This is a genomic window from Paenibacillus sp. Marseille-Q9583 (genome assembly GCF_976954365.1).
This window is the reverse complement of the sequence record NZ_CDRJTB010000002.1, coordinates 60,520-73,110: the sequence shown is the minus strand read 5'-3', so window position 1 is coordinate 73,110 and position 12,591 is coordinate 60,520. Positions and strand designations below refer to the sequence as shown.

The window sequence follows — 12,591 nt, the reverse complement described above, 5'->3', positions numbered from 1 at the left end:
ACACTTTATTAGCCTGAGGCGTTATTCATACTCTCGTCTCTTGATTCAGAAAAATTCGAGTGCGCTCCTGCTGTGGATGATCAAAAATCTGCTCTGGTGTTCCAGACTCCATAATCTCACCGTTGTCCATGAAAATCACACGATCAGCCACATCACGAGCAAAGTTCATCTCATGAGTGACAACAATCATCGTCATATTCTCCTCAGCAAGTTGACGGATGACGCGTAGTACCTCACCCGTGAGTTCAGGATCAAGTGCGGAAGTAGGTTCATCGAACAATAGAATATCAGGATTGAGCATTAACGCTCTCGCAATAGCAACCCGTTGCTTTTGTCCACCCGACAGCTTTGCAGGATACACATCCGCTTTTTCAGCAAGTCCTACCTTAGAAAGTAAGTTCTCACTTCTAGCTGTAATATCCTTCACACTCTCCCGTTTCAACATCCTTGGAGCTAGCTCTAGATTGCCTCGCACCGTTAAATGTGGAAATAGATTAAAGTGTTGAAACACCATTCCCATGGACGCCGTGATCTCACGAATACTTGCTCCACTAGCATATTTTCCATTCTCCACGAGCGGCTTGCCTTGGATGAAGATGCTTCCATCCGTAATTTCCTCTAGATGTACTAGACTACGCAGCATCGTACTCTTACCTGAACCTGAAGGCCCGATAACAGCGACGGCTTCTCCCGCCTGGATATTGAAACTAACCTTCTTCAACACATCCAAATTGCCGAAGGATTTCTGTAAATCACTTACTTCTATCATGTTACTCATATTCAGACAGTCCCTCTACTCGAATTTAAAACGTTTCTCCAGTGCTTTGAAGAATAAAGTAAGCACCAGCGTCATCAGTAAGTAAATCACTCCCGCCACTACAAAGGGGGTTACAGTAAAGTCTCGATTCACTGCTGTTTTGGCATAGTTCAGTAGCTCAGGTACAGCAACGGCATACAGCAGAGCCGTATCTTTGACCAAGGAAATCGATTCATTGGCCACAGCTGGCAAGGCTACCCTAAACATTTGAGCTAGAATTACCTTGCGCAGCGTTTGCCATTTACTCAGTCCGAGTACTTTGGCTGCTTCATGCTGCCCTTTATCAATGGAGAGCATACCCCCACGGAAGATCTCCGCGAAATAAGCCCCATAGTTAAGAATAAATCCAAGACTCGCCGCAACGAAGCGGTCCATGACCAGATATTGCCCAATCACCGGAATCTGTGGTAAACCAAAGCAAAAAAATAACAATTGCAGTAAAAGTGGTGTTCCCCGCATGACATAGATATAGGTATGTGCAATCCAAGCCACGGGCTTGATCACACTCTTCGCCATCAAAGTGACTAGGAACCCGAGCGGAATCGACACCAAAATAACAATAAGAAACAATAAAATAGTTGTACGCGCGCCTTCTAACATCGGCCCGGAAATTTGTATTATATAATCCATTTTCATTTCTCCAATAAACTCTGTATATTGACCTTCTATTTCAATACCTTATTCTCACCAAACCACTTCGTGGAGATCTTCTCAGCCGTTCCGTCGTTGTTCATTTCATCCAAAGCCTTTTGAAGTTCTTCCAGTAGTGCCTCATTGCCTTTCTTGATTCCAATACCGTACTGCTCAGGAGCAAGCGATTCATCTAGTAGCTTAAAGGTATTAGGCTCTTTTGACATATAATATCTGGCTACCACTTCATCAATGACTACACCGTCCAGGCGCTTAGTCTTCAAATCTGTGAGCGCTAGCACATTATCCGGAAATTCCGACAGATTAGCAATTTGGTCTTTAATCGGATTAGCATTTAATGCATCGGCAGCGGAGGATAAACTTTGAAGTCCTACCTCTTTACCAGCCAAATCCTCAAGCTTTGAAATAGAGGAATCCGCTAATACGACTACAACCTGACTATTCTCAAGATAGGGCTTAGTGAATAATACCTTTTCCTTACGTTCATCTGTGATGGTATAACCATTCCAAATCATATCAATGCGTCCACTATTCAATTCTGACTCCTTAGCTGACCAGTCAATAGGCTGAAAAGTGATTTCTTTGCCCATTTTCTCAGCTGCAGCTCCGGCATAGTCGATATCAAACCCAACAATTTCATTGTTCTCATCTCTAAAGCCCATCGGAGCGAACTTATCATCAATCCCGATCACCAGCTTCCCATCCTTGCTCCCAGAAGACGAACAGCCTGATAAGGCTGCAATAACCATGATCATTAATAAAACTAAAAGTGCATTTTTCTTCATCTCTTTTATCCCCCATCGTTGACACAGCGCTGTGTGCTTTAGTTCGCTAATACGTTATCAGAGTATCATGATAACATGACAAATTAACTACGTCGATAGATTAGAGAAGTCTACATGTGTCAAATCTACAAAGATTTCAGACAACAAAAAAAAGACGACAGATCAAATCTGCCGCCTCAACAATATGAATGATTTAATTTCACTATCAGATTTAACGCTTATCGTTCCAAAAATTGTTAGGCTCCATATCTGAAGTAATAATATGAAACGCATAGCCTTCTTTCTTCAGCGCCTCTAGGATGCGTGGAAGAACTTTAAGTGTAGCCTTTTGATCATGCATTAGAATCACTGGGCTGCTCTTCTTCAGACCGTGAACTTCTCTCATAACCGTATTATAAATGGAATTACTATCGTTCTTATATCTCCAATCCTCAGAGTCAACGTTCCAATCCCACAGATGGTACCCTTGAGTTAGTATCTTATCTCTATAAGCTTTTGTTAAATAAGGCTTACTACCATAAGGTGTACGAATCAGCGTTGTACTTTGACCTGTAATCTTCTTCAGAATTGCATTATCGTCATTCATCTCTTTCAACGCAGAAGCTGGAGAAGCATAAAATTTATCTTTCACATGTGTCATGCCGTGCAAAGCAGGTGCATGTCCATCTTTCACTAAGCGTTTCACTTGAGACGCGTGTGCGTTCATGTTATTTCCTAACATGAAGAAGGTTGCCTTCGCATCATACTTCGCCAAAATATCAAGTAGTTGAGAGGTTGTAGCGGATGGGCCATCATCAAAGCTAAGATATACGACTTTCCCCTTTGTACCTGTCGTCCCTGTAGGTACATTTTGTTGCAAAGCCTTTTTATGTTGATTTACGAATGCAGCATCATCTAATTTAGCCCCGGAATTATATACTCTTAATAAAGATTGAGCTGGCTTAAATGAAATTGAAAATCCAAGATGAGAGGTCATCTTCACAGGAACCATCGTTCTACCATTTTCCACAAATGTTTTCAGCGGAATAGTCTTTCCATTAGGGAGAAGAGCCGTTGCGTGATCATTCAGCAGTTCGATGGAACCGTTATTCCCTTGAACATGAATTCCAACACCCTGAGGGGTAAGATTCAGATTCAGTTCTAGGGACAAATCACGCAGTGAAACATAATATGTATCCTTTATCGACACTGCATCAATTTTAGTTAATTTATCGTTCACCCCTAATTTCAGGGATCCTGCCGCACCCGCTGCATTCACTGTATCTATCTCTCGTACCAAACCCGTACATACGAATAATACTATAAATAATAGCCACACTTTCTTTTTAAACATCTCAAAAAATCTCCCATCTCGTATATTTACCTATAACATTATCATAGATTAATAGATAGAAATTTGAGAGATTGTAACTTAATACAGAATAATTTGTTACCCTTTTTAAGGCTTGCAGATATTTCGACAAAATTCATCAAACACGAATTTCGGCCAAATCCTGCCACACCAACAATAAATGGTTAAATTCCAATCATTTTGCACAAAATATATGTGTCCAAATTAGCAACTTTAGTAAATTATTGAACAAAGTTTGAACAGAAATAAATAACCATTAAACAGCGTGGCTACAGTGATCTTTATCATATCATTAGGAACTTGTAACAAATTGATCACACATATTTAACTTGATCGCCATTATTAAGGTCTATTATGGCTCATATGGAAAAATAAGTCTTTTGCTTTCTTTCTCATTAGTTCTTACTATATATGAAGGTAATGATGAGGGTTAATTAATAGAAGTATTGAAGGAAGGAGCTTAAGCATGAACAAAAAGGGACCGTTATACGCTTTATTTCTCAGCCTAATTTTACTCTTGCCAGGATGCAGTTCAATCGCTGTTCTGAATCCGAAGGGGCCGGCTGCGAGAACTCTGTCTGACACGATCATCCTCTCCATTGTTATGATGCTCGGTGTTCTAGCAGTTGTCTACATCTTATATGTCTTTGTACTTTTGAAGTACCGCGCTAAGAAAAGTAACGAAGATTATATTCCTCCTCACGAGGAAGGAAACAAATGGTTGGAGGCCATCTGGATTATAATCCCGATTATTATCGTGGCATTCCTCTCCGTGGTCACTGTCAAAACGACAGTAGATGTAGAAAACGTTGCAGCGGATTATAAAGATCAGAAACCGCTTGTAATCTACGCTTCCTCCTCCAACTGGAAATGGCATTTCAGCTATCCAGAGGAAGGTATTGAAACCGTAAACTACGTGAACATTCCAGTTCACCGCGCTGTTGAGTTCAGATTGTACTCTTTCGGTACGATCTCAAGTCTGTGGATCCCTCAATTGGGAGGACAGAAATATGCGATGAGTGACATGCTTACCACTCTGCATCTTTCAGCGGATACTGTAGGTTCTTATACTGGAAGAAATGCGAACTTTAATGGTAAGGGTTTTGCCCACATGGAGTTCGAAGCCCTTGCGATGACTGATAAGGACTATCAAGAATGGGTAAAAGACGTTAAAGAAACAGCAGGTCCATTAACAGAAGACGAATTCAAAAATCTTTTGAAAATGGAATATGTCGGACGCAAAACATACACTAACACTCACTTATCCTTTAGCCCTCCTCCAGGAGACCATGGCGACCATATGAGTAATAATGGTAAAGAAATGGATATGGATAATGGAACTATGGAACATCAGGATAATAAAGAAATTCATCCGTCTCCTGCACCATCTAGCGAGACAGAATTTAACAGTGAACCTAATCCAGAACTGGATGAACAGAGCACTACACATGAAGGACATTAGTCCATGTTAATTGAGCAACTTGAAAGGAGCGTTTCCTAATGGATTGGGATAAATTTAAGGTCCATGGCGAACCCCTGATTTACGGGGCTATGGCAAGTATTGTTTTAGCTACAATCGGGATTATCGTCGGCCTAACCTATTTTAAAAAATGGGGATATTTATGGCGCGAATGGTTAACTACCGTTGACCACAAACGTATCGGGGTTATGTATATCCTTGCTGCGCTACTAATGCTTTTCCGCGGCGGCGTTGACGCTATTATGATGAAGCTGCAAACCGCAGCCCCAGACATGAAATTTCTTGACGCACAGCATTACAACGAGGTATTTACAACACACGGCTTGATCATGATCCTCTTTATGGCCATGCCGTTTATTATCGGTCTGATGAACGTTATCGTACCGCTACAAATCGGTGCCAGAGACGTTGCCTTCCCGCGTCTTAACGCTGTCAGCTTCTGGCTCTTCTTCTTCGGAGCAATGCTGCTTAACATTTCGTTTGTTATCGGGGGATCACCAGATGCTGGTTGGTCTGCATACTTCCCACTAGCAAGTATAGAGTTCAGCCCAACGGTGGGTAACAACTACTACTCGCTCGCGCTACAAATATCGGGGATCGGTACACTCCTCACAGGCGTTAACTTTATTGTAACGATTCTGAAGATGCGTGCTCCTGGTATGAAGCTGATGAAAATGCCAATGTTTACATGGTCCGTGCTAATCACGAACGTAATTATCGTATTCGCTTTCCCAGTACTTACGGTTGCGCTCGCTTTGATGATGTTCGACCGGTTATTCGGCTCTCAATTCTTCACGATGGCCAACGGCGGTATGGATATGTTATGGGCCAACCTTTTCTGGGTATGGGGACATCCAGAAGTATATATCGTTGTACTACCTGCCTTCGGTATTTATAGTGAAATTATCGCCACCTTCTCCAAAAAGAACCTGTATGGATATACATCCATGGTCTTTAGTATGTTGATCATCTCCCTCTTGTCCTTCTTAGTATGGGCTCACCATTTCTATACAATGGGTCAAGGCGCTATGGTTAACAGTTTCTTCTCGATTACTACTATGGCCATTGCCGTTCCAACAGGTGTGAAAATATTTAACTGGCTATTCACCTTACGAAAAGGGCGAATATCATTTACGACGCCGATGCTATATTCGCTAGCCTTTATCCCGATCTTTACAATTGGTGGGGTAACAGGTGTCATGCTGGCTATGGCCAGCGCCGATTATCAGTACCATAATACAATGTTCCTGGTAGCGCATTTCCACTACGTTCTCATTCCAGGTGCAGTATTCGCCGTTATCGCAGGTTTCCACTACTGGTTCCCTAAAGTATTCGGCTTCCGTTTGAACGAACGTCTTGGTAAACATGCCTTCTGGTGGATTATTATTTCCTTTAACGTATCGTTCTTCCCATTGTTCCTTCTCGGACTTAAGGGAATGACACGTCGACAATACACTTATTCTGCGGATACCGGATTTGGTCCGCTCAGTATGGTCTCGTTCATAGGGGCGATAGGTCTTACAGTCGGATTTGTAATTCTCGTGTATAACATCTACTGGAGTACACGTTATGAACCAAGAGATACAAATGGAGATCCATGGGATGCACGTACACTGGAGTGGGCAACGAAAAGTCCGATTCCAGCTTACAACTTCGCAGTAGTTCCAACCGTAAAAACACGCGATGCCTACTGGTTCTCTAAACAAGACAATGTACCTCTATACGAAGACAAGATTACTAAGATTCATATGCCTAGCAATTCAGGCAAACCATTTATTCTGGGTGTTATCTTCTTCATTGCAGGATTCTCTCTGGTATTCAGTCTCTGGATTCCAGCCATCCTCTCTGGAGTAGGTATCCTCATCGTTCTAGCTGCTATGTCCTTCGATCGGGATCACGGATTCTACATCCCTGCAGAAGAAGTTATTGCTACTGAAAAGAAATTGCGGGGTGAGACAATATGAAAATAGATGCGTCTAAGCCGCTTGAATACTCAACAGAAGAGAATAGTAATAAAATCTTTGGCTTCTGGGTCTTTCTAGGAGCAGAGATTGCACTGTTCGCTACGTTGTTCACTGTTTACTTTGTAATGGTAGACCGTTTCGCCAGCGGCCCTAGCGGGCCGGACCTTTTTGAAATTGGTCCAGTGATGATCGAAACATTACTGCTGTTGACAAGCTCATTTACGATCGGTCTTGCAGTTCATGCTATGCGGCATGGTTTCCAGAAAGCTATGATGGTCTTTTTCGGACTAACCCTACTAATGGGTCTTGGCTTCCTTGGTATTGAAATCATGGAGTTTGTCACTTATGTTCACGAAGGGGCTACACTTCAAACCAGCGGATTCCTTTCCAGTCTCTTTGTACTGCTGGGAACACACGGAGCTCACGTATCGTTCGGGTTCCTGTGGGGTGCGGCTATCTTAATCCAGTTGAAGCGTCAAGGTATTACTCCGGCTACGGCCAATAAATCCTTTATCTTCTCGCTGTACTGGCATTTCTTGGACGTTGTCTGGATCTTTATTTTCAGCTTCGTCTATCTGAAAGGACTGATGTAGCATGATGAAGCAACTGTTTCCAATTCGCCATGTGATGGGTTTCTTAGCCTCTCTTGTCCTTTCTGTGGCTGCACTTGCTGTAATCTACCTTGATCTATCTAATAGTGCGAACATGGCTATCCTGCTTATTACAGCGCTCATTCAGGCTTCCCTGCAGCTCTTCCTGTTCATGCATATTGGAGAATCAGCTGATACCAAGAAAGAACTCTACATCAATATCGCCTATGCCTTATTCGTTGGCTTAGTTACGATCTTTGGTACGCTCTTCATCTTCGTATGGGGCTGGTATGCTTAACTCCATTCAGTAATACACAAAAGGACGTTCCAAAGCCTAAATGGCTCTGGAACGTCCTTTTTTTTCATTTCACGTTATAATCTAAATCGTGCTAGAGTCTTCTGCAGATCTTCCGCCAGCACTGCTAAATACTGAGCTGATGCGGACATTTCCTCCATAGCAGACAATTGCTGCTGACTAGCTGCGCTGGTGTCCTGAACACCTACTGCCCCTTTATTGGATATTGCATTGACCTGTTCCATTGCTGCCGCTACACCTTGTGACTCTAGGGAGACATGCGCAACCGCCTCTCTAATCTCTTCCGTTTGCAGCGTAGCTTCTTTAATAGAACTTTGAATCTCATGAAACGCTTGAGATACGAGCTGACTTTGAGCTACGCCGATAGAGACTAGCTCAGAGCCGAAAGCCATTGATTCTACTGCCTTTTCAGTTTGCTTTTGAATATGCGTAATAATATCTGTTACTTTCAGTGAACTGTTTCGCGTCGCTTCTGCAAGGCCCCGAATTTCTCCAGCAACTACAGCAAAGCCACGTCCATGTTCTCCAGCTCTCGCTGCTTCAATAGAAGCATTAAGCGCCAGCAGGTTCGTTTGTGTTGCAATTCCGTTAATCGTAGTAATAATTGTATTTATATCCTGAGACAGCTGCCCAAGGTTACTGATAATCTCTTGGCTCTGAGTTACGCCAGAGTCGATTTCCTTCATCTGTTCAATGATGTTATCTACGGCGATTACCCCTTGATCTGTTGAACCAGAAGCGACTCCCATAAGGTCGGACATTTCAAAACTGCTGCTTTCTACAGCCGAAATATTATTGGTCATAGCTTGTATAGACTGAGAAGTACGATTAATGCTTTCCGTCTGTTCATCAAACCCCGCTGCAATCTCTCCAGAAGCTTCGGCGATCATTTGCGAAGCCAACGAGGTCTGCTCAGCGCTAGCGCTCATCTCCTGCGATGAGGCTGATAACAATTCTGCACTCTCCGCAATGCCTTGCATCATCTTCCGTAAGCTCTCCAGCATATTGTTAAAAGAGCTATTAATTTGGCCGATTTCATCCTTGGCGGTATACGTTGCTATCACGGTTAAATCCCCATTTTCCGCCCGCTTCATTAAACCTTGCAGTTCCTTAAGAGGTTTCGTAATCAGTCGAATGATTGCAACACTAAGCACGATACAAATAATCCAAGAGAACGATATCAACACTATACTTTTAGTCTTCATACTCTTAGCGGTGGCCGTAGACTCTGAATTATGATCTTCAGCTCCCTTTAGCAGCGAATCGCTTATTCCTTTAAGCATATTGATCATTTTCTCACGAGAATTACTAAACTCACCTGTGAATATTTGAAAGGCCTCTTTGCTACCTTTGCTATCCGCAACCTGAATAATATTATCCCTTTGTGCACGATAGTCTGTTAAGGAAGACTCATAGTCCTTTATTTTACTCACTACCGCACTATCATTGTACTGGACGGTCTTCAACTTGTTCAAAAGATTATTATTTTCCTGAACTTTCTTCGTAATACTCTCTTTCAGTTGTTTGTTCTTGTTTACATCGACGCTAATCATGCGCTCCAAGAGAAAAGCTTCAATGGCCCGATTGTTTGTACGCATTTGTCCCACGTAAGAAACAGGCAATAAGTTTTCATTATACGTTTCTGTTGTTTTTTGGGCCATTTTGTCCATGGTGATAAAGCCAGTTACCCCCACAATGTTCAACATGACTACAGAAAATACCAATAGAATCCCAATTTTGAATTTCACTTTCATATTCTTCATCTGCATTCCGCCTTCACATGATCTTACTAACTATCTACTTTTATCGGTAAGAAAGGCGAATAGTGTGATGATTTTTAAATAAAAACATGAATAAAATGTCGAAAAAAAGTTTCTGTTGTCAAATAATGCAACGAACGAAAACAAAAAAACGGACACTCGATCCGCTAATACTCCGAATCGTAGTGTCCGCCTAACAATAATCAATCGTACTTATTCACCCGATGAATAGTACCAATACAATATATCACCGTTCTCTAAAATGTAGCTGTCCGCGCTGATACTTGGATCAGCATCTCTATTCGTCTTATACTTCCATCCACTGCTAGGTCCGTCATCAAATTCGGACAAACCATCTATAGATTTCACGTATTTACTTCCAGCGTTCCCGGATGATACTACCTTATCGCCCAATTGACTAATCAATAAGCTATAAGCCGTTTCACCCTCTTTTAGCGATACTGTTGTACTGTTCAGAATCGTACCCTTCTTGTTATCCCCAACGACTGAAAGGGTAGCCGTAGCTTTAACAGGCGCAATAACATCTGATGCAATGTTTAGTGACTGAGTATAACGCGCCACACTAGGCACACTATCTTTAGCATATCCGGTAACAATGATCGTATAGGTATTCGCTGGTAGACCTTGGTCAAATGCAGCTACACCTTTAGCATTTGTGATCGCCTTCTGATCACCGATCAAGACCTGCACGCCAGCGGCTGGAGAAGTCACTGGGTCGGAAGTAAAGGTATCCTTATTCCACACCCATTTTTTCTGAGAAACTGTTACTGTGAAGGCTTCACCCGGCTTCGGCTGTGCAGAGGATACAACCGCAGTATCAACAACCTGTGTCGTTTCTCCGGCATAATATACAAGAACACGGTCGGATTCCTGTAATTCAAAAGCGTCCATACCCACACTTGGATAGATCCACTCACCGCTACGCCATACTACAAAGCTCCACCAGCCATCATAAAGGCCTTGAGTAACTCCATGAATGCCCGATACAAAATTACCATACGACGATTTCGTGATATCTACTTTAAAAACATTGGATAACCCCAATTGCTGCAAAGCTTCAAACGCATTGGAAGCCTTTAAAGTCCCCTCACCGATCATTCCTTGCGGACCCTCAACGGTAAGTGAAGCCGTTACATTCTTAGGAATTACCTTTAGGTCTTGAGTATATTTAGCAATCGATGGCGCTTTTCCTTCACGATAGCCTGTTACAGTCAGCTTGTAATCACCTGCTGGAACATTCCCTGAGAATAGCGCCTCGCCTTTAGCATTTGTTGTTACGATGCGATTTCCAATTTGGACCTGAACGCCAGAAGCTTTGGCAGTTACCGGGGAGGACGTATTCGTTACAGCGTCCCATTTCCATGTCTTACTAGTCACTACTACAGTAAAAGAATCGCCCTCTTTAAGGCTTGCTTTGGACACCGTTACCGAATCTACAAGTTTAGTATCATCTCCAGCATAATAAACCAGAACCTGATCTGAATCTTTAAGCGCAAAATCACTCATTCCAACATCAGGGTTGATCCATTGACCGTTACGGGATACGGCATACATCCATCCGTCATAGCCTCCGTAGCTTCCGGCGGGAATATTTCCAATTCCTGTAACATATGCACCGGAAGGATTCGTGATCGGCAAATTCGTCTGAAGAGCCAATTTGTCTAATGCACCAAGCACGTTGCTAGCATATCCATATCCCTGTGCTAAAGTACTCGTAGGACCCTCTACAGTAACAGGTGCATAGATTAAGGCATTCTGAACGGATGACTTAGAAAAATCGTATAACTTACTGTTACTGCCTTTATAGAGTAAATTGTAGGCTACAAGCGCCTGAAGGCCCTGCTCAGTAGCTAGAATATTACTGCTTCCGCCACGGCTATGAGCGAAGCTTCCGTCAGCTAGACGGTAGCTCAGCAGGTTACCGATCAGATTCACTTTATTCTTGGTATATTCTAATCCACTTGGATCTACACCGAAGGATGTGAGACCTAGAATAGCTTGTGCAGCGCTCTCAGCACTATCTCCGTAACCTCCATGACTATCCTGAGCATCAGATAGCCAAGATACGGCTTGTAGCCCTGCTGTGTAAGCCTCTGGATTACGCTTATGTGCCGCTAAAGCGGTCAAAGCTATCGCTGTAATATCTGGCTCACTAGCGCCTGTCGTTAAGGCAAAGCCGCCATCTTGATTTTGCTTGGAGAGAATCTCAGCAATGAGCTTATCCGCTGTCCATTTCGCGTTATATGGAATGTTATATTTACCAGAGTCCAGTGCGAGCAAAGCATATACTGGATGATTAAGTGTCTGTCCACTGATTTTGTCATGGTTATAGATCTTCTCTATTAAGTTATAGCCAGATGTTGTTCCGCTTCCAGCAAAGTTGGTAGGATCAGCACCTACCGCTCTTACTGCGAGTACGATTCTCGCATAATCCGTTACGTTCGCGAAATTCCCCTCTGCATCTTTCACCTTTTTCTCAAGAGCAAGACGGTAACCTGCTGGCAGTTTGTATCCCGCTTGAGCCAGCCCAATCGCTTGCCAATCCGACTGCACGCCACCCTTTAGAATAAATTCTGCAGCTGTATAGGTCGCATCCGCAACATTAATTCGCTCCGCCGGAGCAGCTGCATCGCTAGATTCATCTAGTCCGGTGTTAACACCTGCCTCTGCGAAGATGGTTCCTGCCGGAGCAAGGGATGTTCCTAAAATTGAAATGACCATGAATATGGCCAGTCCAAGTACAAAAAACTTGGAGGTGACTATTTTCTTCATTGTTCAACCTCTTTCTATAAAGGAATGGATACTACATAAAATAAGAGCGCACAACATAAAGACCGCCCCTATAAAGGGCGGTAT

General features: G+C 42.8%; 10 protein-coding genes. 4 read left to right on the top strand and 6 right to left on the bottom strand.

Annotated elements, in window-relative coordinates:
* Positions 1–25: 25 nt before the first annotated feature.
* From ACWNM1_RS02125 to ACWNM1_RS02110, 4 genes are all read right to left on the bottom strand, one after another.
* Entirely contained in the window at positions 26–778 is a 753-nt protein-coding gene (locus tag ACWNM1_RS02125; RefSeq protein ID WP_449599504.1) for an amino acid ABC transporter ATP-binding protein, read from the bottom strand.
* A 15-nt stretch (positions 779–793) separates the two neighbouring features.
* The gene (locus ACWNM1_RS02120; protein ID WP_149646444.1) at positions 794–1,453 is read right to left on the bottom strand and encodes an amino acid ABC transporter permease; all 660 of its coding nucleotides are present in this window, start codon (positions 1,451–1,453) and stop codon (positions 794–796) included.
* A gap of 29 nt (positions 1,454–1,482) precedes the next feature.
* Positions 1,483–2,253, bottom strand: coding sequence for an amino acid ABC transporter substrate-binding protein (locus tag ACWNM1_RS02115; RefSeq protein WP_449599502.1), 771 nt, complete (start codon positions 2,251–2,253; stop codon positions 1,483–1,485).
* Positions 2,254–2,464: 211 nt separating this feature from the next.
* Positions 2,465–3,586: a polysaccharide deacetylase family protein gene (locus ACWNM1_RS02110; RefSeq protein ID WP_449599500.1), complete on the bottom strand. Its 1,122-nt coding sequence runs from the start codon at positions 3,584–3,586 to the stop codon at positions 2,465–2,467.
* Positions 3,587–4,070: 484 nt separating this feature from the next.
* Between ACWNM1_RS02110 and qoxA the strand changes: the two genes are divergently transcribed.
* Genes qoxA through qoxD form a run of 4 tightly spaced genes read left to right on the top strand, consistent with a single transcriptional unit; the run spans position 4,071 to position 7,936 of the window.
* Positions 4,071–5,066 (top strand): cytochrome aa3 quinol oxidase subunit II, encoded by a 996-nt coding sequence (gene qoxA, locus ACWNM1_RS02105; protein ID WP_449599498.1) that lies wholly within the window; start codon positions 4,071–4,073, stop codon positions 5,064–5,066.
* A 38-nt stretch (positions 5,067–5,104) separates the two neighbouring features.
* The gene (gene qoxB, locus ACWNM1_RS02100) at positions 5,105–7,048 is read left to right on the top strand and encodes a cytochrome aa3 quinol oxidase subunit I (RefSeq protein ID WP_042185110.1); all 1,944 of its coding nucleotides are present in this window, start codon (positions 5,105–5,107) and stop codon (positions 7,046–7,048) included.
* Positions 7,045–7,641 (top strand): cytochrome aa3 quinol oxidase subunit III, encoded by a 597-nt coding sequence (qoxC, locus tag ACWNM1_RS02095; protein WP_449599495.1) that lies wholly within the window; start codon positions 7,045–7,047, stop codon positions 7,639–7,641. Before qoxB ends, qoxC begins: the two co-directional genes overlap by 4 nt.
* Position 7,642: 1 nt before the next feature.
* Positions 7,643–7,936, top strand: a complete 294-nt coding sequence (gene qoxD / locus ACWNM1_RS02090; RefSeq protein ID WP_179281646.1) for a cytochrome aa3 quinol oxidase subunit IV — start codon at positions 7,643–7,645, stop codon at positions 7,934–7,936.
* 74 nt (positions 7,937–8,010) lie between these two features.
* Here the strand turns inward: qoxD and ACWNM1_RS02085 are convergent, their stop codons facing one another.
* Complete coding sequence (locus tag ACWNM1_RS02085) at positions 8,011–9,717, bottom strand: methyl-accepting chemotaxis protein (protein WP_449599493.1); 1,707 nt, start codon at positions 9,715–9,717, stop codon at positions 8,011–8,013.
* A 210-nt stretch (positions 9,718–9,927) separates the two neighbouring features.
* Positions 9,928–12,507 (bottom strand): DUF4430 domain-containing protein, encoded by a 2,580-nt coding sequence (locus ACWNM1_RS02080; RefSeq protein WP_449599491.1) that lies wholly within the window; start codon positions 12,505–12,507, stop codon positions 9,928–9,930.
* Between the last annotated feature and the right edge of the window lie 84 nt (positions 12,508–12,591).